The following is a 21,844-nucleotide window of genomic DNA, read 5'->3' as shown; positions in this document are numbered from 1 at the left end:
CGCGGGACCCGCACAAGGGCGTGCGCTGCGCATCGCGGTGGTGAACAACTTCTTCCCGCCGCGCGTGGGCGGCAGCGCGCACATGGCCGCGTCGCTCGCCGCTCAGTTCGCCGCGCGCGGCCACGAGGTCCTCGCGATCACCGCGGCCTACGCCGATGCGCCCGCCGAGGAGGAGCGCGACGGCTACCGCGTCGTCCGGCTGCCCGCGGTCAAGATGCCGCAGCTCGGCCTGTCGATCGACTTCGACATGAGCTTCGCGTCGCTGCGGCCGGGGAACTGGCGGCGGCTGTGGAAGCTGCTCGACGAGTTCAAACCGGACGCGATCCACCTGCACGGCCAGTTCTTCGACCTTTCGTGGCTGGCCGGGATTTACGCGCGGCGGCACGGAATTCCGGCGCTGTTGACCATCCACACGTTGTTGATCAGCGACAACAAGCTGTATGGAAGCGTGTTCCGGTTCCTTGACGCGGTGCTGGTGCGGCCGATCCTGCGCTACCTCAGGCCGCGGTACGTCATCCTGGACAAGCTGGGCGTCGACTACTGCGTCGAGCGCTACGGCACCAACGACGCGAACTCCGAGTACTTCCCGATCGCGGTCGACGTCGCGCACTTCGACAAGCCGTTGACGAAGGACGTCCGCGAGGAACACGGAATCGGTGACGCGCCGCTGATCGTCTCACTCGGGCACGTCATCCCGCTGCGCAACCGGCTTCCGCTCGTCGAAGCATTGCCGTCCATTGTGGACAAACATCCCGGGGTGAAGGTCGTCGTTGTCGGCCGCGTCTACCACGACGCGTTTCTCAAGCGGGCCGAGGAACTCGGTGTCGCCGAGTCGCTGATCGTCACCGGCGCGGTGCCGAAGGAAGACGTCCCGGCGTACTTCGCCGCGGCCGACATCGTCACGCACGACCTCAACGGCGGCTGCGGCACGGCGTCGCTGGAGGCGATGCTCTCGGAGACGGCCACGATCGCGTCGGTCACCGAGGACAACTACCCCGGAATCCAGTTGCGCAACGGCGAAAACATCCTGCTGGTGCGGCCGGACGACGCGGAAGCCGTCGCGCGCACGGTCCTCGAACTGCTCGACGACCCGGAACACCGCGCCGCGATCGCGCGCAGCGAAAGTGCCATGGTGCGGGCCAACTTCGGCCTCGACGTCGTCGCCGAGGAACACCTGCGCACCTTCGACAAACTCGTGGCGGACGCCGATGTTCTTCGATGACGAGCGCAGCAACCGGCTGCGCCCGCAGATCCTGACCGAGCTGGTTTCGCAGTACATGAACGACGCCGAGCGCGCGAAGTTCTACGGACTGCCGGAAACCACGCGGGTGCGGGAACGCGTCAAGATCATCAGCCCGGAGAACCTCAGGATCGGCGAACACTGCTGGATCGGCGAGGGCGCCGCGCTGGACGCGAGCGGCGGGCTGGAAATCGGCGAGCACACCAGCATCGGGCTGAACACGCTGATTTTCACGCATTCCAGCTGGCTGGCGAACATGACGCTGCAGAACCATTCCGGCAGCGACCTGATCGAGCGCAAACCCGTGAAGATCGGCAAGGGCTGTTTCATCGGCGGCCTCGTCGTGATCATGGCAGGCGTGACGATCGGCGATTTCGCCACGGTACAGCCGAATTCCGTGGTGGCCAAGGACGTTCCGCCGCGTTCGCTGGTCGCGGGGAATCCGGCGCGGGTGTTCCAGCGCTACGACGAGGAATACATCCAGTCCGAAGTGGACCGAGTGCGCGCGGAGAACGCGCGGCGGCGGGCGATCGCGGAGGAGCGTGGCGGCGATGTAACAGGCTGGGGCGCCCCATCGGGCGACTACACAGAGCAGTAGCAATACGGCAGGCTCCATGCGAGACTGGTTCCAGTAACGCACGGTGAAGGAGAAGGCGGATGAGTGTCGTGGACTGGCCTCACCATCTCCTGTCCCTTGACGACTGGGCCGAGCTGCCGGAAACCCCGGAGTTCCAGGTCGAAGTGGTCGAAGGGGTACTTCTCGTGTCGCCGCGTCCGTTGTGGTTCCACCAGCGGGCGGTCACCCGCCTCGGTTACCTGCTTGATGCTCGGCTGCCCGCCGAGTTCGGCGCGTTCAGCGAGGTCGAGGTGGTCATCCACGAGTCGCCGCTGACCGTCCGGGTACCCGATGTAGTTGTCGCTCCGAGTAAGCTCGTAGATGCGGAAACAGCCCGGCTCGGTGCTGAGAACGTACGCCTGGTGATCGAGGTACTGTCGGAGGGCACTCGCCGGACCGATCGGGTGATGAAGTTCTCCGAGTACTCCGAGGTCGGCATCGAGCACTACTGGATCGTCGACCTCGACGACCCGGTCAGCATGATCACTTACCGCCTGGTCGAGGGCGAGTACGAGAACTTCGGCGAGCACTCCGGTGCCGCCGAACTGGACTTCGAGGGCACTCCGATCACCATCGACCTGAACGCCCTCACCACGCCCCGCGCCCAGCGGCTCTGATTCGCATACCGTCGGCGGTATCCCGCGGCGAGCCGCGGCGGTATCAAGGTCGGCATGGTGCGGAGGCGGGCTTTCCTGGCGGCATCGGCGGCGCTTCCCGTCGCCGCGACGGCTCTTGGTGGCACGCCCGCCGGAGCGGCGGAACTCGGCGATCGCGGGCCCGGACGTCCGGTGCTGCCGCAGCGCCCGGACCGGGAGTTACGCGCGATCCTGCGTGAGGTGGACGAGCGGCGCGTCGAGGCGATCGTGCGCAAGCTGGCCTCGTTCGGCACCCGGCACACGCTTTCCTCGCAGGACGATCCGAAACGCGGCATCGGTGCCGCCCGCGACTGGATCTTCGCCGAGCTGCAGCGCTACGCCGCCGCGTCGGACGGGCGGATGACCGTCGAGTCGCAGTCCTTTGTCCAGCCACCCGGCGACCGCGTCCCGGTGCCGACTCGCATCACCAACGTCCTCGCGACGTTGCGCGGGACGTCCGATCCCGGGCGCGTCTACGTCGTTTCGGGCCACTACGACTCGCGCTGTTCCGACCCGATGGACGCCACCAGCGACGCACCCGGCGCCGACGACGACGCGTCCGGTGTCGCGGTGTCGATGGAGCTGGCCAGGGTGTTCGCGACCCGGAAGACCGCCGCGACCATCGTGTTCGCCACGGTGGCGGGCGAGGAGCAGGGACTCCACGGCGCGCGGCACATGGCGACGCGGTTCCGGGCGGCGAACACGGACGTGCAGGCGATGTTCACCAATGACATCGTCGGCTCCAGCACCGCCGACGACGGCACCCGTGACCCGCGCACCATCCGCCTGTTCGCCGAGGGCGTCCCGACCGCCGAGACCCCGGCCGAAGCGAACCTGCGGCGCAGCATCGGCGGCGAGAACGACTCGCCGCCGCGTCAGCTCGCGCGGTTCGTCCGTTCTGTTGCGGAAAACGACGCGACCGGCATGAACGTGCGCGTGGTCTATCGCCGCGACCGGTACCTGCGCGGCGGTGACCACATTCCGTTCCTGGAGCAGCGTTATCCGGCCGCGCGGTTCACCGAGCCCGCCGAGAATTTCGCGCACCAGCACCAGAACGTCCGCGTCGAGAACGGTGTCCAGTTCGGGGATTTGCCGGAGTTCTGCGATTTCGGCTTCATCGCCAGGGTCGCGCGGGTCAACGGTGCCGCACTGTGGTCACTGGCGACCGCGCCGGGAACGCCGGTCGGGGTGGGCATCCGGACGGCCGCGCTCACCAACTCCAGCGAGTTGCAGTGGCAGCGCTCCGCAGGGGCCGTCGGCTACGAGGTCCTGTGGCGTGAGACGACCGCACCGGACTGGACGCACCGCATCGACGTCGGCGACGTCACGAGCGCGAAGATCGACCTGTCCAAGGACAACGTCTTCTTCGGCCTACGCGCCATCGACGCCGCTGGCCACCGAAGCCCCGTCGCCTACCCAACGCCCGTGACCACCTGAGTTACGCGCCCAATCACGCGAGTTCTCCGTCCAATCACGCGAGTTACGCGCCCAATCACGCGAGTTCGACTTCAGGCGGAGTTCGCTCCACTGCGCGCCCGCTCCGAGTGTCGCAAAGAGTGTTCCCCCAGGCGCATTCCGTCACCGGAGCACGCCGGAAAATCGCCGAAAATAGAACCCCATTGTTGCGCTCTGTACACGGGCGGACTGCGCGAGAACGGCCGCAACCTGCGGTGATACCGTCGCTCAGCCCGACGGATCTCCGCGAACAGAGCCGGAAAGGGGTGTGTCCACATCGGCATGCCAACCGTGGACACGGTTTCCGAGAAACCCCGGACGTCCACCATTCATCTCGCGCGACGAGTGCTGGCGTCCCGGCCCTTTCGCCGGTTGTGGCTGGTCACCGGGCTGTGCAGCTCCGCCGACTGGCTGACCGTCATGACGCTCGCCGCGCTTGCCGGAAAGCTCGCGCCGAACGCCATCGGCATGAACTTCGCGTTCAGCGGCGTCCTCTTCGCGAACATCCTGCCGGGCCTGGTGTTCGCGCCGATCGGTGGTTTGCTGGCCGACCGGTTCAACCGGCGCGTCGTGATGGTGATCGCCGACGTCCTGCGGTTCGGACTGCTGCTGTCGATCGTGTTCGTCGACGAGTACTGGTGGGTTTTCGCGGGGACGTTCCTGGTCCAGGTCGCCGCGATCATGTGGATTCCCTGCAAGGACGCCGCGCTGCCGAACCTGTTGCGCGGTCCTGAACAGGTCGAGTCCGCGACGCAGCTCGGCCTCGTCATGACGTACGGCGTTTCGGTCGCGATCGGCGGCGGGCTGTTCACCTTCGTCACCGGTATCCCCGCGGTTTTCCATGTGCCGCAGGACATGCTGGGCCTTCGCGGCTTCCTGAAGCTGTGCGTGGTCATCGCCGCGCTGCTGTACCTCGCGAGCGCCGTCTCGATCGCCACGCGGCTGCCCGAGCTGTCGCAGCGGGTCGCCCGCGTCCGCCCCGGTGGTCCCGCGGGGCCGGGATTCCGCGAGATGCTGCGGGACGGCGCCCGCTACATCCGCGGCAACCGCGTCGTGCGCGGGCTGCTCATCGGGATGATGGGCGCGTTCGCCGCCGGCGGGGCCGTGGTGGGCGCCGCGCAGCCGTACGCGCTGAGCCTGCTCGGTGGACAGGCGGCGTTCGGCCTGCTGCTGCTCGCGATCTTCGTCGGTCTCGTCGCCGGGCTGCTCGGCGCGCCGAAGCTGGCTCGCCGGGTGCCGCACGCGCGGCTGTTCGGTCTCGCCATCGTGCTGGCCGGGATCTGCCTGATCCCGGTGGCGCTTTCGCCGCATCTGACCGTCGCGATGATCGCCGTGACGCTGGTCGGGGCGTGTGCGGGGACGGCGTTCCTCACCGGGATCACGATCATCGGGTCCAAGGTCGAGGACGCGATGCGTGGCCGCATCAACGCGATCTACCAGTCGATGCTGAAGGTCGTGGTCGGCTGCACGGTGGCGGTCACGCCGATCCTGATCACGGTGATCGGAAAGCAGCGGTTCTCCCTGTGGGGGCACCCGCTGGTCGTCGACGGCACCCGCCCGGTGATCCTCGGCGCCGGGGTGGTGTGCGCCGTGATCGGCGTCGTCGCGTACCGGCAGATGGACGCCAAGAGCAAGTCGCCCGGGATCGCCGACCTGGTCCGCGTGATGAGCAGGCGGCCCGCGCACACGCGGGGATTTCTCCTTGTGCTGGAAGGCGAAACCGACGGGACACGCGCGAGCCGGCTCGTCGAACGGCTCGGCGTCGAATTCGGTGACTCTCTGTGTGCCGTCGACCCGGCGATGGATCTCGCGCGGCAGCACGACGTGGTGTCGCTGGTCGACCTCACAGGGACGCGGGCGCGTGCGCTCGTGGCGGCCGCGGTGCACGCCGACTCCGTCGAGCGCGTGACGTCGGCGCTGGAGTCCGGGCGCATCGTGGTCACGCGGCGTTTCGCCGAACTGGTGCCGCTCGCCTCCGCCGCCGAGGATGTCGACGACCTGCGCGAACTCGCCTCCTGGGCCGCCGATCCCGCCCCGGATCTCGTGGTGCTCTTCGACTCGGCGTCGTCCGCTTCCCCGGCCTCGTCGGATCAGCACTGGCAGGTCGGTCAGATGATCGCCGAGATCGCGACCTACCGGGCGGACCGGCACCTGGTCGTCGACCCCGAGGAATCCCCGGAAGACGTCGCCGACCGGGTCACCGCGATCGTCCGCGCCGCCCTCGCCCGCTCCGCCTGACTGTCCACAACGGACGGACGTACGGGCCCCATGGACCAAACGAAAGAAAACCTCAGGCAGCGGCCTGCGTCAGCACCTGCGCGACGACATCGTGCGAAGGCAGGATCCGCGACCGCTCGTCCTCGGCGTCGACCTTGCCCTCCAGCAGATCCACGAACCGGTCCAGCTGCGTGGCGAGCGGCTCCCGCGCGGTGACCAGCTCCGGGATCTCGATGACGGTCTGCTGCCGGTAGCCGAGCCCGTCCGGCGTCACCGAGTCGTGCGAGACGTGGCGGTAGATGGTGACGTCGCGGCGCAGCAGGTCGATTTCGATCAGCCGGTCCAGCTCCGACACGACGAGCGAGCGCACCTTGCGCTGCCCCAGCCGCGACGCCGAAACCGTGGCCAGCCCGGTCGGGAACGACAGCACCGTCTCGATCGTGTCCTCGGCGCCTTCCACCGACGACGGGTGGAAGTACCCGGCACCGGAGGTGACCCGCGAAGGGGTCGCGCCGCCGAAGAACTGGATCGCCAGGTCGACGTCGTGCACCAGCAGGTCCCACGCGACGCCGGTCTTGATCCGCGGCGCGTACGGGCCGTGGCGCCGCGCCATCAGGTGCACCGGCTCGTTGACCAGCGCCCGCGCCGTCATCACCGCGGGGTTGTAGCGCTCCAGCAGCCCGCACATCAGCGGGACGTCCTTGCTCGCCGACAGCCCGACGATCTCCTGCGAGGCCTCGAGGCTGTTGCACACCGGCTTCTCGACCAGCAGCGGCTTGCCCTGGCCGAGGATCTCCTGCGCCAGGTCGTAGTGCACCTCGGTGGCCGAGGCCAGCACCACGGCGTCCACATCGGACAGTGAGCCGATCTCCGGCGCCCACTGGGTTTCGTAGCGATCGGCGACGGCGCGCCCCGCCTCCTCGCGCGGATCCACCACCCTGACCAGCTCGACCCGTTCGTTCGCCGAAAGCACACGGGCGTGCAGCGAGCCCATGTTGCCGGTGCCGATGAGAGCGATGCGGTGCGTCATGCGCCCAGTACCTCGCGAACCGTCTCGATGATCTTGTCAAGGTCGGACTCGCTCAGGTGCTGGTGCACCGGAAGCGAAAGTGCTTGTGCCGCAACGGAAGCAGCCACCGGGAAGTCCTCGGTGCGCGCGTCCGGGATCAGCGGGTTGCCGCGGTAGCAGTCGTAGTCGAAGACGATCTTCGGGTAGTAGATCCCGTTCCCGACGCCCTTTTCGGTCAGGGCGGCGGCGAACTCGTCCCGCGAGAGCATCGCGTGCGGGCCGACCAGAACCGTGTACTGGTGCCACACGTGCTCACGGCCGGGCAGCACCTGCGGGACGTCGAGCCCCGGCGTCCCGGCGAGACCGTCCGAAAGCCGCTTCGCGTTCGCCTGCCGGGCGGCGATGATCTGGTCGATCTTGGCCATCTGCGGGATGCCGACCGCCGCGTGCAGGTCGGTCATCCGCCAGTTGTGCCCGGCGAGCTCGTACTGGTAGCGGGCGCGCATGCCGTGGTTGCGCAGCAGCCGCAGCTTGTCGGCGAGCGCGTCGTCGTCCGTGGTGATGACGCCGCCCTCGGCGGTCGTCGTGTTCTTCGTCGCGTACAGCGAGAAGCAGCCCATGCCGTACGACCCGGCGGGCTTGCCCTCGAACGACGCGCCGACGGCCTGCGCCGAGTCCTCGATCACGTGCAGCCCGTGCTCCGAGGCCAGCGGGGCGAGCTTGCCCATGTCGGCCGTCTGGCCGTACAGGTGCACCGGCATGAGGACCTTGGTGCGGTCGGTGATCACCGCGGCGACCGCGTCCGGGTCGATCGCGAAGTCGTCGCGCCGGATGTCGGCGAACCGGACCGTCGCGCCCGCCTCCAGGATCGCGTTCAGCGTCGCGACGAAGGTGAACGGCGAGGTGACGACCTCGTCGCCGGGCTGGAGGTCCAGCGCCTCCAGCGCGGCCACCAGCGCGGTCGTGCCGCTGTTCACCGCGACCGCGTGCTTGGTTCCGGTGACGCCGGTGAAGGCTTCTTCGAAGCGCTTGACCATCGGTCCCTGTGCGATGGCGCCGGAGCGCAGCACCTCGACGACGAGGTCCTCCGCGTCACGGACGTCGACCACGGTGATGGGGATCATCGGCAAGTCTCTCTCGGCAGGTGGTTTCGGTGCGTCGGGTACAGTGCTGAGCGCTCAGGCCGTGAGGCCGGAAAGCCGCCGGTGCTGCGCCCGGCCGCCCTGCACAACGCGGGCCACACGTTACCGGGCGCTGCTGCCCGGCCTTGACCCCCCAGGCTGCCAGCAGCCGCCGACGAATGGAAACTCGTGTCTAACCGGATCCACCCGACGGCCGTCATCGGCGAAGGCGTCGAACTCGGCGAGGACAACGTCATCGGCCCGTACACCGTCATCGTCGGCCCCGCCCGTATCGGCGACGGCAACTGGATCGGCCCGCACGTGACCATCGGCACGCCGGGGGAAGACCGTAACCGCGAGCACCCCGCCGCCTGGGACGCCGCGCCGACCGGAGACCCGGACCACGACGGCCACGGCGTCGTCATCGGCAGCCGCAACCGCATCCGCGAGTACGTCAGCGTGCACCAGGGCACCTGGCGCACCACCACGCTCGGCGACGACGGCTACTACCTGCGCGGCAGCCACATCGCGCACGACTGCCTGGTCGGCGACGGCGTGACGATCGCCTCGAACGTCATCACCGGCGGCCACTGCCACATCTGGGACGGCGCCAACCTCGGCATGGGCGCGGTGCTGCACCAGCGTGTCGTGATCGGCCCCGGCGCGATGGTCGGCATGGGCTCGGCGGTCCGCCGCGAAGTGGGCGCGTTCACCATCGCGGTCGGCAACCCGGCCCGTGTCACCGGCGTCAACCAGGTCGGGCTGTCCCGCCGCGGCTTGGACGAGGAGACGATCGAGGCACTCGGGCCGTGGCTCAAAGGGAAGGAATCGCTCCCGGAGGGCGGGCTGGCCGACCGGCTGCCCGGCGACCTCTCTACCTTGGTGAAGGCGTGGGACGCTCGCCCGCGCGACGAGCATTAGGAGTAACGGTTATGGCGGATGTCGCCCCCAAGCTGCGCGAGGTCTTCGTCGAGGCACTGGACCTCGGTGACGACGTCAACGTCGAGAACCTGAAGTACCGCGACATCGAGGCGTGGGACTCGGTCGGTCACATGGCGCTGGTCGCGGCCATCGAGGACGAGTTCGACGTCGAGTTCGACACCGACCAGGTCATCGACATGTCCAGCTTCAAGGTCGCCGTCGACATGGTGACCGAGCTGCAGTCGAAGTAATGGGGGATCTCAGCGGCAAGGTCGCCCTGGTCACCGGCGGGACGCGCGGCATCGGCCTTGCCACCGCGCGGGCGCTCGCCGAGGCGGGCGCGACGGTGGTGCTCACCGGACGTGACGAGGAGCGTGCGAAGCAGGCGGCCGCCGAGGCCGGTGCCGCCGCCGGGCTCGCGCTGGACGTCACCGATGCGAAAGCCGTGTCGACGCTGGTCAGGGGTGTCGCCAAGGAACACGGTGCGCTGGACGTCGTCGTCGCGAACGCCGGGATCATGGAGGACGCGCTCCTCGGCATGATCCGCGAGGAACTGGTCGAGACCACGCTGAGTACCAACGTCGCGGGCACGCTGCACACCGTGCAGGCGGCCGCGCGCGCGATGATGCGCAAGAAAACCGGCGCGATCGTGGTGCTGGCGAGCATCGTCGGCGAGTACGGAAGTGCTGGTCAGACCGTGTATGCGGCGTCGAAGGCGGCGGTGGCGAACATCGCGCGCTCGGCGGCGAAGGAACTCGGCCGCTCGGGGATCCGCGTCAACGCGGTCGCGCCGGGTGTGATCGAGACGGACCTGACCGCGGGGCTGAGCGAGGACGCCGTCGCGGAGAACGTGGGTAAGACGCCGCTGGGGCGGCTCGGCCGTCCCGAGGACGTGGCGAAGGCGATCCGGTTCCTGGTGAGTGACGAGGCGTCGTTCATCACCGGCCAGGTACTGGGGATCGACGGAGGCTTGGTGCTATGACCCTGCTGGGTGTCGGGGCTCGGCTGATCGATGTGGCCGGGGGCCGCACGCTGGCCGGTCAGGAACTGGACGCCGAGGTGGCCCGGCTCGCCGCCGCGCTCGCCGAACTGCCCGCCGGCGTGCTTTTCGCGCGCATGTCGGTCGATCTGGAAAGCGTGCTGAACTATCTCGCCGCGTTCGAGTCCGGCCGCGCGATCGCGCTGATCGACCCGGCACTCGACGCCGACGTGCTGGGCGGGCTGATCGAGCGCTTCCGCCCCGCGGCGGTGCTTTCCGCGCCCGAGGCCGACGTCCCGGCGGAGTACGCGGAGTCCGGCAAGCACTGGGTACGGACCACGGCGGACGCCGTCGAGCCGCATCCCGAACTCGCGATCCTGTTGCCGACCAGCGGATCCACCGGCAACCCCAAGCTCGTCCGGCTGTCGCGTGGCGCGGTGTTCTCGAACGCCGACGCGATCGCGCAGGTCCTCGCCATCGACTCCGACGAGGTCGCGCCGACGAGCCTTCCCCTGCACTACAGCTACGGGCTTTCCGTGCTCAACTCGCACCTGCTCCGGGGCGCGAGCGTCGTGATCGAGCCGTCCGGTGTGCTGGGCCGCGGGTTCTGGGACGCGGTGAACGAGCACAAGGTGACCTCGCTCGCGGGGGTGCCGTACCACTACGAAATGTTGCGGCGCCTCAAATTCGACCCGGCGAAGTACCCGACGCTGCGCACGCTGACGCAGGCGGGCGGGAAGCTGCGGGACGAACTCGTCGCGGAGTTCAACGACAAGATCCGCGGGGTCGGCGGCCGGATGTTCGTGATGTACGGGCAGACCGAGGCGTCGCCGCGGATGACCACCGTCCCGGCCGAGCGGCTGGCCGAAAAGCTCGGTTCCGCCGGGCCCGCGCTGCCCGGTGGAGCCTTCGCGGTCCGGCGGGACGACGGGTCCGAGACGACGCATCCGAAAATTGTCGGTGAGGTCGTCTACCGTGGTCCCAACGTGATGATGGGCTATGCCGACGACGAGTCGGAGCTGGCCAAGGGTGACGAGTACGGCGGCGTGCTGGCCACCGGTGACCTGGGATACCTCGACGAGGACGGGTTCCTGTTCATCACCGGGCGGCTCAAGCGCATCGGCAAGGTGTTCGGCAACCGGGTCAGCCTCGACGATCTCGAGCAGGCGGTGCGCACCGCCGCCGTCGGGATCGACGTCGTGGCCGCCGTTCCCGCCGGGGACAAGGTCGTGCTGTTCGCCGAGGGGGCGGACAAGGACATCTGCAAGGACGCGTCGAGGGCGCTGTCCGAGCGGCTGCACCTGCACACCAGCGGGTTCGACGTGCGGCCCATCGACACCGTGCCGCTGCTGGCCAGCGGCAAGATCGACTACCGGACGTTGGAGGGGCAGGTATGAGTGTGTTCACTCGGTCGCAGGCCGAGCGGGAGGCGTCGCTGCTGCCCGAGCTCGCCGAGCTGACCGCGCACCATCGCGCGAATTCCGTTGGCTACCAACGAATTCTGTCGTCGCTGGGCATCGCGGAGGACACGAGGTTCGAGCGCATCGCGGACCTGCCGTGGCTTCCGGTGCGCATGTTCAAGACACACGACCTCAAGAGCATCCCGGACGCCGAAGTGTTCAAGACGCTGACCTCGTCCGGCACCACCGGGGCGGGCGCGTCGCGGATCTACCTGGACAAGGACGCCGCCGCGGCGCAGACGAAACAGCTCGGCGCCACGCTGCAGGAGGTCCTCGGCGGCGAGCGGCTGCCGATGCTGATGGTCGACACCATCGGCATCATCAAGAACCGCCGGTCGTTCTCGGCGCGCGGCGCGGGTGTGCTGGGCATGGCGAACTTCGGCCGCAAGCACACTTACGTGCTCGACGAGAACGACGAGCCGGACATCGAAGCGGTGAAGAAGTTCCTCGCCGAGTACGGGGACAAGCCGTTCCTGATCTTCGGTTTCACCTTCATGGTGTGGCTGTATCTGTACGAGGTGGCGCGGGAAAACGGGCTCGACCTGTCCAACGGCATCCTCATACATTCTGGCGGCTGGAAGAAGCTGATCGACCGCGCGGTCGACAACACCGAGTTCCGCCGCCGGTTCAAAGAGGACACCGGGCTCACCCGGATCCACAACTACTACGGCATGATCGAGCAGATCGGCACCGTCTTCCTCGAAGGCCCGTCCGGGAACTCCTTGTACTGCCCCGATTTCGCCGACGTCGTGATCCGGAACCCGGAAACCTGGGAAGAGCAGCCGGTCGGCGAGCCGGGTGTCATCGAGGTCGTCTCGACGCTCCCGCGCTCCTACCCCGGGCACGTCCTGCTCACCGAGGATCTGGGCGTGTACAACGGAATCGACGACGGTGACTGGCCGGGCAAGCACTTCTCGGTGCTCGGCCGCCTGCCCAAGGCCGAGGCCCGCGGCTGCTCCGACACGTTCTCCGGGGGTGCGGCCGCATGAGCGAAGCTTGCGAGCGAATCATGGATATCATGCGCCAAAAGAAATTGGACACTGTCTCGCGGAGCGAGGCGATCGCATGAGTGCCTTGACTCAACGTTTTCCGCTGGCCGACTCGATCGAGGTCGGCGCGCTCGTCGACGAGCTGAGTGCCGAGCCGCCGGGCGGGCGCCTGCGCGTGGGTGACCCGCGCATCGTCGAGTTCGTCACCAAGTTCGCGCGCAAGCTGCTCGCGCCCGCGACAGCGCGCAGGTTCCCTGAGCTGGCCTCGCTGGGTTTCTTCCTGCGCAAGGGAGAAATCGCCAAGGCACTGTCTACTTTGGACACTTCGGGTGGCGCTCTGCGGTTCCCGCGCGGGCTCGTCTTCCACGTGCCACCGGCCAATGTGGACACCATCTTCGTGTACTCGTGGGCGTTGTCCGCGCTGGCGGGCAACCACAACGTCGTCCGCGTCTCCTCACGTTCGGCCGGGGCGGCCGAGGCCGTGCTCGACGCGCTGAACGACGCGTTGTCCGAAGTGGACCCGGCGACCGCGGCGGCGATCACCGCCACACAGCGCATGGTCACCTACGACCGCAGCGACGAGATCAGCGGCGCCCTGTCGCTGGCGGCGGACCTGCGGGTGATCTGGGGTGGTGACGCCTCGGTCGCGGCGCTGCGGAAGTACCCGCTGGCCCCGCACGCCCGTGACCTGACCTTCCCGGACCGCTCGTCGTTCGCGGTGGCGTCGGTCGCGGGCTGGCAGAACGCGTCCGAAGACCAGCGCCGCGCGGCCGCGGAAGGCTTCTACAACGACTCGTACTGGTTCGACCAGGCGGCGTGCTCGTCGCCGCGTGCCGTGTTCTGGGTCGGCGACGCCGAGGGCGCGAAGGCCGCTGGGAGCGAGTTCCGCACGCTGCTCGCCGAGGTGCTGGCCACGAAACAGCACGTCACCGAGCCCGCGATGGCCGTGCAGAAGCGTGTCTCGGCGTACGGCGCCGCGGTGGACGGCATCGCCACCGCCATCTCGTTCGACGGCGCGGGCGCCGACCGGAACGGACTGGCCACTTTGGAGCTGGCCGACCCGGCGAGCCTGCCGCGGGAATGGCTGGGCGCGGGCACCTTCGCCAACGCGCGGGTCGACACGCTGGGCGAGCTGGTCCCGATCGTGCTCCGCAAGGATCAGACCGTCAGTCAATTCGGCTTCAGCGCTGCGGAATTGACGGAATTCGTGACGGAATTGGCCGGCCGCGGTGTCGACCGGATCGTTCCGTTCGGATCGGCCCTCACCTTCTCGGCGGTGTGGGACGGTTACGATCTGCTGGCCGAATTCAGCCGCCTGGTCACGGTGCAGGCTTGACCTGCCGCTTTCCGTGGCTGTGAGGAGTGCCAGTGTCTGTCCGCGAATCCGCGTCCGCGATCGCGTCGCCTGAGCGCTCCCGCCGCGCTTTTCAAAGGGGCTGCCCGTGACGACCACCATTGAGCCGGAGGGTGCCGGATCCGGCAAAGAGGGGACGGCGGTCCTCCCACAGCCGAAATCCGCCAAGGCCCGGATCCTCGACGTCGTCCGCTGGGTCGCGATCATCGCCGTCGTCGGTTTCGCGGCCAAGGCACTCGTGTCGCATTGGGACGAGTTCTGGCACACGCTGTCCGACGTCGCCTGGCAGTCCTCGCTGCTGAGCCTGCTCGCACTCGTCGCGGCGATCATGGTCTCCACCTACGGGTGGCAGGCGATGGTCGACGATCTGGGCGCCCCGATCGGCTACGCGCGCGGCTCGCAGATCTGCCTGGTCGGCTCGCTCGGCAAGTACGTCCCCGGTTCGGTGTGGGCCTACCTGCTGCAGATGGAGCTGGGCCGCAAGGCGGGCCTGGCCAGGGCGCGGATCTTCACCGCGTCGCTGATCCAGCTCGGCGTCGGCGTGGTGTCCGCGCTCGTCGTGTCGCTGCTCGCGGCGCCCGCGGTGTTCAGCAACAGCCCCCGCGCGCTGTGGCTGTTCGTGCTCATCCCGGTCGGCCTCGCCATGTTGCACCCGAAGATCCTGACCTGGGGCACCTCGCTCGTGCTGCGGATCCTGCGCCGACCGGCGCTGGAGCATCCGCTCGGCTGGGCGGTGGTCGGCAAGGTCTTCGGCGCCTCGACGGCGGCGTGGGCGTTGCAGGGCGTGCACCTGTGGCTGCTGGCCAACTCGGTCGGCGCGCCCGGCCTTGACGGATTCATCCTGTGCGTCGGCGCGATGGCCGTGTCGATGACGGTCGGCACGTTCGCCTTCATCCTGCCCAGCGGGGTCGGCGTCCGCGAGGTCGCGCAGGTCGCGGTCCTCACCGCGAGCGGCCTCACCGTCGGCCAGGCCACGGCGTTCGCCGTCGCGTCGCGCGTGATGTTCACCCTTGCCGACCTGCTCACCGCCGGCGGCGCCGCGGTCGCCGCGCGCGCCACTTCGTCGCGTTCCCTCACCGCTTCCTGAACCCTCGCAAGCCGCACACCGGCGTCGTCCGATACGTCCGAACGGCTGATCACGTGCGCGCGATCCCGGCCGAATGAGTGACACAAGGGGAAGATTCACGGGAATCGTCCCGTGCTGACTGACCCGCACGCAACATCCTGCCAGGATGATCGATAATCATTCGCACGCGGTGAGAACGCGGCAGGCGGTCGAAGATTGGGGGGCCGGGTGGTTTACGCGGTCGTGGGCGCCTGGCTCCTGCTGGCCGCGCTCATCGTCACCACCTGGGGCCGGATCGCCACCGTCCACGGCTGGCGCGGCTTCGTGCTCACCCTCGTCCTCGGGTTCTCCCTGCTGCACCAGCTGCTGTTCGCCACCATCACCGAAGACGCTTTCATCGCGTTCCGGTACGCGGCCAACATAGCCGACGGGAACGGGCCGGTGTTCAACGCGGGCGAGCGGGTCGAGGGCTACGCGAACTTCCTGTGGCTCGTGCTCATCTCCCTGCCGAAGGCCGCGTTCGGCATCGGCGTCGAAGGCGCGGCGGTGACGCTCGGGGTCATCGCGGCGCTCGGTTCGGTGCTGCTCGCGTATTTCCTCGTGAACCGGATCGTCGAGCGGGCACTGCCGGAGGGCGCCGAACCCCGCCCCGCACTCGGCGTCGCCGCCGCGCTGCTCACCGCGGGTGCCAGCGGGCTGGCCGTCTACGGGCCGTCCGGCACCGAGATGCCGCTGTTCGTCCTCCTGCTGCTCTCCGTCTGCTACGCACTCGTGGCCCGGCGCCCGGTCGTCGCGGGGGTGCTCGTCGCGTTCGCCGTGATGACCCGGCCGGACGGGCTCGTGGTGGCGGTCCTCGCCGGACTGTGGCTGGTGTTCGCCGCGTTGCGGGGCAAGCACAGCTGGTGGGCGCCCGCCGGGTACACGCTCGGTGCGCTGGTGTTCCTCGTTCCGTGGACGGCCTGGCGCGTCACGTACTACGGCCACCTGCTGCCGACGGCGATCGACGCGCGGCTGAGCGGCACGTTCGGCGCGCGGGTGACAGAGGGCTGGCACTACCTGTCCGGATTTTCCTTGGTGCATCAGGGTTTCCTGTTGCTCGGCCTGGTCGCGGCGGTCGCGTTGCTGCTGCGTCGCGGCGGGCCGGACATCGAGGCTCGCTCGGTCATCTGGCTGCTGTTCGCCGTCGCGGCGGGGCTGGCGGTGTTCGCGGTCCTGCTGGGTGGCGACGGTTCGTTGTCATGGCGTCAGCTCGTGCCGATACCGCCGCTGCTCGCTGTCGCGTCCGTATCCGCGTACGGCGTGCTGACCGCCGTCGCCACCGCGAAGCCGTCGCCGCGTCCGCGGGCGTGGCCTGCCGGGACCCGCCTGGTTCCGGTGGCCGCCGCGGGGCTCGCCGGGATCGCCGTGCTGGTCTCGGTGTTCAGCCCGGACATGCTCGACCGCGTCCGCGGGTGGCAGGCACGGGGCGCGCAGCTGTCGGAGATCGGCGCGTGGCTGGGCGAATACCTGCCGCCGGGGTCGGTGATCAGCGCGTCCTCGCCGGGAGCGCTGGCGTACGAGATGGGACCGCAGCTGCTCGTCGTCGACGTCCTCGGCCAGACCGATGACCACATCGCCCGGGAGGGCCGGCGTGAGCGGGGCGTCGTCACCGACTACGACTACGTGGTCAACGCGCGGCGCCCGACCGTCGCCGTGCCGACCGAGACCGGGTACACCGAAAGCCAGCGGTGCGCCATCGACCCGATCTACGCGGGGAAGTACCAGGTCGCCACGTTCCACCGGGAAGGGACGTCGTACTGGGTCGCGCTGTACCCGCGCACCGAACAGGCGCAGACCGTCGTCGACGACCTCGACAAGGCGCCGGAATTCCGTCACGTACCTTGCCCTTCGTGAGTGTCGACACCGCGCCGAGCCCAGCACCGGTCAGGCGGTTTCGGGTGGAAGCGCTTCTCGGCCTGGGTGTTTTCGGCGCCACGCTGGCGCTGCTGCTGATCCGGTTCCTGGTGCCTCGGCCGGTCGCGATGTCCGACAACGGCGACGGGTTCCGGGTGCTGTGCGGTGCCGGGATTCCGTGGAAGAGCCAGCCGGAACCGTTCGTGCGCTTGGTTTACGACGTGCCGGGCGGTACCTGCGAACCCACCTACCTGCTGAGCCAGAGCTGGCTCGCCCGCGCCGCCCGGTGGATCGGTGATCTCTTCGGAGAGCACGGGTCACTGAGTCTGACAGTGCTCGGAATTGTGAGCAGTGCTCTCGCTGCGGCCGCTGTCGCGGCGATCGTCCTCGGGCTGCCGTACGGCCGCGGCGTGCGGATCGCGGTGGCGGCCGGGCTGCTCCTGGTCGTGGGTGATTCGGCGTTCTTCGGCTACTTCGCCTCGGTACTCGGTGAGGGCGCGGCGTTCCTGGGCCTGCTGCTGGCCATCGGTGGGCTCCTGCTCATGGCGCGCGGCGGATGGTGGAGCTACGCGGGAACGGCGGTGACGGTCTTCGGCGGGGTCGTCGCCGTCAACGCCAAGGTCCAGACCCTGATGGTCCTGCCCCTGCTCGCTGTCGCGGTGCTGCTGATCCGGCCGGATGGCCGGCGTGGCCTCGCGCGCTGGGTGCCGTCGCTGCTCGTCATCGGCGCACTCGGCGGGTTGACGCTCTACGCGCAGCAGACCGTCGAGCCTGCGAAAGCGCCGGACGGCACGCTCGCGGTACGTCCCGGCGACGACTCGCGTGAGATCAACATGTTCAACACCGTCTTCCTGAACATCATCGACGGGAAGCACGACACCCAGGCCGACCTCGCGGCGCTCGGGTTGCCTCCGGCCTTCGCGAAGTACGCGGGCAACGGCTGGTGGCATCCGAACCCGGCGACGCTCGATCCCGAGTACCCGCGCTATCGCGACAAGCTGAGTCGCCACAACGTCGTGGGGTACTTCGCGAGTCACCCCGGACGCACCCTCGAGGTGCTGAACCGCGCGGCTGGTGACCTGCTGACCGCCCGCCCGGACTACCTCGGCAGCTTCGACGTCTCCGCCGGGCTGCCGCCGCACGCCCAGGAGTACCGGATGCCGGTGGCTTCGTGGCTGACCGGTCTGCTCGCTCCGCTGCGGCTGTTCGCGCTGGTCCCGCTGTGGCTGTTCGTCGCGTGGCGTGGCCTTCGGCATCGGCGGACCGCGCTGGGCGTCGTACTCGGCCTGCTGCTGACCGTCGCGGTGGGCCAGTTCGTCCTGGCCGCGCTGGGCGACGGCATCGAGAACATCAAGCACCAGGCGGTGGCACTCTTCGCGACCTTGCTCGCCGTGCCGCTCGCGCTGCTCCCGCGCGAGCCCGGTCGCCGGGACCCGGTGATCTGGTCCGCAAAACCTACGCATCCGTAGGTTTCTTCCCTACGGTCACGTAGCCTTGCGGAATGGCTGAGCTGGTGTACCCGCCCGTGATCGCGGCGGCGAAGTTGATGTTCCGGGTGCTGGACAACCGCATCCGGATCGAGGGCGCGGAGCACATCCCGGCCACCGGTGGCGCGGTCATCGCGTGCACGCACGTGAGCTACCTCGACTTCATCTACTGCGGCCTCGGCGCCCGCCCGGCGAAGCGGCTGGTGCGGTTCATGGCGAAGAAGCAGATCTTCGAGAACCGGATCGCCGGGCCGCTGATGCGCGGGATGCGGCACATCTCGGTCGACCGGGCGGCTGGGTTGGCCTCCTACCGCGAGGCCGTCGAGCGGCTGAAGGCGGGCGAGGTCGTCGGCGTGTTCCCGGAGGCCACGATCAGCCAGTCGTTCACGGTCAAGGAGATCAAGTCCGGCGCGGTGCGGATGGCCGCCGAAGCCGGGGTGCCGGTGGTGCCGATGGCGTTGTGGGGCACGCAGCGGCTGTGGACCAAGGGCAGGCCGAAGAACCTGACCCAGCGGCACGTGCCGATCTCGATCATCGCCGGGGAAGCGCTGCGGCCGGGTGCCGACGAGGACCCCGAGGTGCTGTCCAAGGACCTGCGGGTGCGCATGGGAGCGCTGCTGGACCGCGCCCAGGCCGGCTACCCGGACGAGCCCGCCTCCGACGATGAGCGCTGGTGGCTCCCCGCCCATCTCGGCGGCACCGCCCCCACCCCGGAAGAGGCCAGGGAACTGGACCGGAAACGCTGAGACTCCTCCAAGTCGCCGCTTTCTCCCAGTTGTCCACAGGCACCTCCCGATGTGGACAACTCCAGCCTCCCCGCCCCGTTTCCGGATTTTCCGTCACGCTCCGGCGATAGGCTGGTTCAGGGGGGCGCCCCCGCGGATGGAGGGCTCGGCGAAGCCCGTTTCCGTGGCTCCGGTAGGGCCTCACCGCGGATGTCCGGCTCGTGGCTGCACCCCAGTGCCCCGTTCACCAGTCCGGTAAGGGCCGCCGGAAGTGTCCTTTGTGGATCGTGCTGCCGTGAAGGCCTCCTTCACGGCGTTGAACGCTGTGGTTGAGCGCCGTGAAGGACCCCTTAACGACGTTCGGCGGTCCTGGGAAGGCGTGACTGCTGGGGTGTGTGTTGCTCGCGGGCTCGTCGTGACGGTGCCGGGCTTCGTGCGGTGGCCTCGCCTGTCGCGAAGCGGAACACACCACGAGGCAACCGGCGTGATACCAACAGCGCCACACAGCCGCGAAAGCGACCCCTGGCCAGCACTTCCCAACTTCGGCACAGCCCGCAAAGTATCCATTGTGGACACCTTCGGAACGCGTCAGAACCAGCGTTCGAGGATCTGGGCGACCCCGTCTTCGGCGGCGGGGCCGGTGATCTCGTCGGCGATCTTCACCACGGCGCGATGGCCGTTCGTCATGGCCACGCCGTGCCCGGCCCAGGTGAGCATCTCCACGTCGTTCGGCATGTCACCGAAGGCGATGATCCGCTCCCGCGGCACCCCGAGCCGCCCGGCCACCTCGGCGAGGCCGGTCGCCTTCGTGATCCCGTGCGCGGCGAGTTCGATCAGCCCGCCGGAGGATGAGTAGGTGACGTCCACGGCGCCGTCGAGCAGCTCCCGCGCCGCGAGCGCCATCTCGTCGGACTCCATCCCGCGCTTGCTGATCAGCAGTTTGATCGCCGGGTGGCCGAGCACCTCCGCGCGCGGCGCGTAGCGGCCTTCGCCGTCGCCCCACGGATTGTGGTACTCGGGCTCGATCACGAAGTTACGCAGGTCGGACTCGTCGAGCGGGCCGAGATCGACCCGCTCGGCGGCCAGCCGGCAGCCGGGCAGCGCGCTGTCCAGTGTCGCCGCGATGTCGTGCAGTAGTTCCGGCTCCAGCAGGCCGTGCACCGCGACGACCTCGCCGCGGCCGATGTCGTAGAGCACCGCTCCGTTCGCGCACACCGCGTAGCCGGTCAGGCCCAGCGGCCCGGCCACCGGCGCGATCCACCGGGGCGGGCGGCCGCTGGCCAGCACGAAAGGCACACGGTCTTCGAGCACCCGGCGCACGACGGCGATCGTGCGTTCGCTCAGCACCTCGGCGGGGCCGAGCAAAGTGCCGTCGACGTCGGACGCGATCAACAGAGGCTTCTCCACCCCCTCATTGTCCCCGAAGCGGCCGGGAGATCATCCGGTTTGCGCGATAGCCGACATCGCCGCCTCCGCCCTTCGAAAGGAAGGTCACCCTCACTGCTACGGTCCGGGCGTGCGAGTAGGCATCGTGATCCTTCCGGAAGACCGTTGGTGGGCCGCCGAGCCGAAGTGGCGTGCTGCCGAGGAGTACGGCTTCGACCATGCGTGGACGTACGACCATCTCGGCTGGCGCACCCTGATCGACGGGCCGTGGTTCTCCGCGATCCCGACGCTGACCGCGGCGGCGACGGTCACCTCGCGGATCAAGCTGGGCACGTTCGTCGCCTCGCCGGTGGCCCGGCACCCGGTGCCGTTCGCGCGCGAGCTGATCACCCTCGACGACATCTCCGACGGCCGGTTCGTCCTCGGGGTCGGCGCGGGCGTCGACCACACCCGGTACGACTCCGCCGTGTTCGACGGCCCGGAGCTGACCACCCGCCAGCGCGCCGACCGGTTCACCGAGTTCGTCGAGGCGCTCGACGGGCTGCTGATGACCGACAAGTTCGACTACGCCGGCGAGTACTACCGCGCCAAGGGCGCCCGGAACCCGCCCGGCACGGTCCAGCGTCCCCGGCTGCCGTTCGTGGTCGCCGCCAACGGCCCGCGCACGATGACGCTCGCCGCGCGCTTCGGCGCGGGCTGGGTGACCACCGGCAAGGGCGGGGACACCCTCGACGGCTGGTGGAAGGGCGTCGCGGAGCTGTCCGCGCTCTTCGACGAGCGGGCCACGGCCGCGGGCCGCGAGGTCTCCACCGTGGAACGGCACCTGAGTCTCGACGCGTCCCCGTTGTACTCGCTGTCCAGCGTCGAGGCCTTCCGCGACGCCGCCGGACGAGCCGCCGAGCTGGGTTTCACGGACATCCTCGTCCACTGGCCGCGCTCCGGTGAGCCGTACCAGGGCCGTGAGCTCGTGCTCGAGAAGGTCGCGAGCGACGTCCTTCCGGGTCTCCAGGCCTCGTAGGCCTTACGACGAACGGGTGACAATCGTCGCGCTCGGAAACCGATTACCCACGCCGATCGTCGAGCAAGTAGGACGTCTGGGGGACGGTCCGTAAGGCACCCGGGGGTGATCGGGGAGCGGGCGGTCCTCGTGATCGCGGCAGGGGCGGGCGCGGGGCAGCGGAGACCGCGGGGGCGGTGATTTGGGCAAACCCGAACCCGTTGAGTCACGGGCACCCCCTGGAAAAAACACGCGAGTACCCCCCCACCCCCCCCCCCCGAGCGGCTGGGCGTG

Annotated in this window: 19 protein-coding genes; 16 read left to right on the top strand and 3 right to left on the bottom strand. The window is 69.1% G+C overall.

Translation table 11 applies throughout. The features are described 5' to 3' along the window. The first annotated feature begins 25 nt into the window (after positions 1-25). From ACFW0G_RS40100 to ACFW0G_RS40080, 5 genes are all read left to right on the top strand, one after another. Complete coding sequence (locus ACFW0G_RS40100) at positions 26-1,222, top strand: glycosyltransferase family 4 protein (protein ID WP_378330773.1); 1,197 nt, start codon at positions 26-28, stop codon at positions 1,220-1,222. Then, on the top strand, positions 1,209-1,838 hold the full coding sequence (locus tag ACFW0G_RS40095; protein ID WP_378330762.1) for an acyltransferase: 630 nt from the start codon (positions 1,209-1,211) through the stop codon (positions 1,836-1,838). The genes ACFW0G_RS40100 and ACFW0G_RS40095 overlap by 14 nt, the downstream gene beginning before the upstream one ends. 59 nt (positions 1,839-1,897) lie before the next feature. Next, positions 1,898-2,473, top strand: a complete 576-nt coding sequence (locus ACFW0G_RS40090; protein ID WP_378330761.1) for a Uma2 family endonuclease — start codon at positions 1,898-1,900, stop codon at positions 2,471-2,473. Between the two features lie 54 nt (positions 2,474-2,527). Continuing rightward, a complete protein-coding gene (locus ACFW0G_RS40085; protein ID WP_378330760.1) occupies positions 2,528-3,928 on the top strand; it encodes a M28 family metallopeptidase in 1,401 nt (466 codons plus the stop codon). Positions 3,929-4,237: 309 nt separating this feature from the next. Continuing rightward, positions 4,238-6,184 (top strand): MFS transporter, encoded by a 1,947-nt coding sequence (locus tag ACFW0G_RS40080; protein ID WP_378330759.1) that lies wholly within the window; start codon positions 4,238-4,240, stop codon positions 6,182-6,184. Between the two features lie 52 nt (positions 6,185-6,236). Here the strand turns inward: ACFW0G_RS40080 and ACFW0G_RS40075 are convergent, their stop codons facing one another. Both ACFW0G_RS40075 and ACFW0G_RS40070 read right to left on the bottom strand, forming a co-directional pair. Then, on the bottom strand, positions 6,237-7,193 hold the full coding sequence (locus tag ACFW0G_RS40075; protein ID WP_378330758.1) for a Gfo/Idh/MocA family protein: 957 nt from the start codon (positions 7,191-7,193) through the stop codon (positions 6,237-6,239). Continuing rightward, on the bottom strand, positions 7,190-8,296 hold the full coding sequence (locus ACFW0G_RS40070; protein WP_378330757.1) for a DegT/DnrJ/EryC1/StrS family aminotransferase: 1,107 nt from the start codon (positions 8,294-8,296) through the stop codon (positions 7,190-7,192). The genes ACFW0G_RS40075 and ACFW0G_RS40070 overlap by 4 nt, the downstream gene beginning before the upstream one ends. Positions 8,297-8,482: 186 nt before the next feature. Here ACFW0G_RS40070 and ACFW0G_RS40065 point away from each other — a divergent pair, with 186 nt between their 5' ends. From ACFW0G_RS40065 to ACFW0G_RS40020, 10 genes are all read left to right on the top strand, one after another. Further along, the gene (locus ACFW0G_RS40065) at positions 8,483-9,214 is read left to right on the top strand and encodes a UDP-N-acetylglucosamine acyltransferase (protein ID WP_378330756.1); all 732 of its coding nucleotides are present in this window, start codon (positions 8,483-8,485) and stop codon (positions 9,212-9,214) included. An 11-nt stretch (positions 9,215-9,225) separates the two neighbouring features. Beyond that, positions 9,226-9,465 (top strand): acyl carrier protein, encoded by a 240-nt coding sequence (locus ACFW0G_RS40060; RefSeq protein WP_378330755.1) that lies wholly within the window; start codon positions 9,226-9,228, stop codon positions 9,463-9,465. After that, positions 9,465-10,196, top strand: a complete 732-nt coding sequence (locus ACFW0G_RS40055) for an SDR family NAD(P)-dependent oxidoreductase (RefSeq protein ID WP_378330754.1) — start codon at positions 9,465-9,467, stop codon at positions 10,194-10,196. The genes ACFW0G_RS40060 and ACFW0G_RS40055 overlap by 1 nt, the downstream gene beginning before the upstream one ends. Further along, a complete protein-coding gene (locus tag ACFW0G_RS40050; protein ID WP_378330753.1) occupies positions 10,193-11,590 on the top strand; it encodes an AMP-binding protein in 1,398 nt (465 codons plus the stop codon). Before ACFW0G_RS40055 ends, ACFW0G_RS40050 begins: the two co-directional genes overlap by 4 nt. Next, positions 11,587-12,642 (top strand): acyl-protein synthetase, encoded by a 1,056-nt coding sequence (locus ACFW0G_RS40045; protein WP_378330752.1) that lies wholly within the window; start codon positions 11,587-11,589, stop codon positions 12,640-12,642. Before ACFW0G_RS40050 ends, ACFW0G_RS40045 begins: the two co-directional genes overlap by 4 nt. Positions 12,643-12,718: 76 nt before the next feature. Beyond that, positions 12,719-13,978 (top strand): acyl-CoA reductase, encoded by a 1,260-nt coding sequence (locus ACFW0G_RS40040; RefSeq protein ID WP_378330751.1) that lies wholly within the window; start codon positions 12,719-12,721, stop codon positions 13,976-13,978. A gap of 118 nt (positions 13,979-14,096) precedes the next feature. Continuing rightward, entirely contained in the window at positions 14,097-15,083 is a 987-nt protein-coding gene (locus ACFW0G_RS40035; RefSeq protein ID WP_378330772.1) for a lysylphosphatidylglycerol synthase transmembrane domain-containing protein, read from the top strand. 207 nt (positions 15,084-15,290) lie between these two features. Continuing rightward, positions 15,291-16,955: a hypothetical protein gene (locus ACFW0G_RS40030; RefSeq protein ID WP_378330750.1), complete on the top strand. Its 1,665-nt coding sequence runs from the start codon at positions 15,291-15,293 to the stop codon at positions 16,953-16,955. Continuing rightward, entirely contained in the window at positions 16,952-18,424 is a 1,473-nt protein-coding gene (locus ACFW0G_RS40025; protein WP_378330749.1) for a hypothetical protein, read from the top strand. The genes ACFW0G_RS40030 and ACFW0G_RS40025 overlap by 4 nt, the downstream gene beginning before the upstream one ends. A gap of 32 nt (positions 18,425-18,456) precedes the next feature. Beyond that, positions 18,457-19,188, top strand: coding sequence for a lysophospholipid acyltransferase family protein (locus tag ACFW0G_RS40020; protein WP_378330748.1), 732 nt, complete (start codon positions 18,457-18,459; stop codon positions 19,186-19,188). A gap of 567 nt (positions 19,189-19,755) precedes the next feature. Here ACFW0G_RS40020 and ACFW0G_RS40015 read toward each other — a convergent pair. Further along, positions 19,756-20,559, bottom strand: coding sequence for an HAD family hydrolase (locus tag ACFW0G_RS40015; protein WP_378330771.1), 804 nt, complete (start codon positions 20,557-20,559; stop codon positions 19,756-19,758). A 124-nt stretch (positions 20,560-20,683) separates the two neighbouring features. Between ACFW0G_RS40015 and ACFW0G_RS40010 the strand changes: the two genes are divergently transcribed. Continuing rightward, positions 20,684-21,571, top strand: a complete 888-nt coding sequence (locus tag ACFW0G_RS40010; protein ID WP_378330747.1) for an LLM class flavin-dependent oxidoreductase — start codon at positions 20,684-20,686, stop codon at positions 21,569-21,571. The last annotated feature ends 273 nt before the right edge of the window (positions 21,572-21,844 follow it).

Source organism: Amycolatopsis sp. NPDC058986 (genome assembly GCF_042741125.1).
Taxonomy (GTDB): domain Bacteria; phylum Actinomycetota; class Actinomycetes; order Mycobacteriales; family Pseudonocardiaceae; genus Amycolatopsis.
Note: the sequence above shows the minus strand (reverse complement) of the source record. Positions and strands in the feature narration are given on the sequence as shown.

What these genes read in the sequence shown, in the direction of transcription:
- ACFW0G_RS40095 (WP_378330762.1), top strand. Translation starts at nt 1,209, where the DNA reads ATGTTCTTCGATGACGAGCGCAGCAACCGGCTGCGCCCGCAGATCCTG.
- ACFW0G_RS40090 (WP_378330761.1), top strand. Translation starts at nt 1,898, where the DNA reads ATGAGTGTCGTGGACTGGCCTCACCATCTCCTGTCCCTTGACGACTGG.
- ACFW0G_RS40085 (WP_378330760.1), top strand. Translation starts at nt 2,528, where the DNA reads ATGGTGCGGAGGCGGGCTTTCCTGGCGGCATCGGCGGCGCTTCCCGTC.
- ACFW0G_RS40075 (WP_378330758.1), bottom strand. Translation starts at nt 7,193, where the DNA reads ATGACGCACCGCATCGCTCTCATCGGCACCGGCAACATGGGCTCGCTG.
- ACFW0G_RS40070 (WP_378330757.1), bottom strand. Translation starts at nt 8,296, where the DNA reads ATGATCCCCATCACCGTGGTCGACGTCCGTGACGCGGAGGACCTCGTC.
- ACFW0G_RS40060 (WP_378330755.1), top strand. Translation starts at nt 9,226, where the DNA reads ATGGCGGATGTCGCCCCCAAGCTGCGCGAGGTCTTCGTCGAGGCACTG.
- ACFW0G_RS40055 (WP_378330754.1), top strand. Translation starts at nt 9,465, where the DNA reads ATGGGGGATCTCAGCGGCAAGGTCGCCCTGGTCACCGGCGGGACGCGC.
- ACFW0G_RS40050 (WP_378330753.1), top strand. Translation starts at nt 10,193, where the DNA reads ATGACCCTGCTGGGTGTCGGGGCTCGGCTGATCGATGTGGCCGGGGGC.
- ACFW0G_RS40045 (WP_378330752.1), top strand. Translation starts at nt 11,587, where the DNA reads ATGAGTGTGTTCACTCGGTCGCAGGCCGAGCGGGAGGCGTCGCTGCTG.
- ACFW0G_RS40040 (WP_378330751.1), top strand. Translation starts at nt 12,719, where the DNA reads ATGAGTGCCTTGACTCAACGTTTTCCGCTGGCCGACTCGATCGAGGTC.
- ACFW0G_RS40020 (WP_378330748.1), top strand. Translation starts at nt 18,457, where the DNA reads ATGGCTGAGCTGGTGTACCCGCCCGTGATCGCGGCGGCGAAGTTGATG.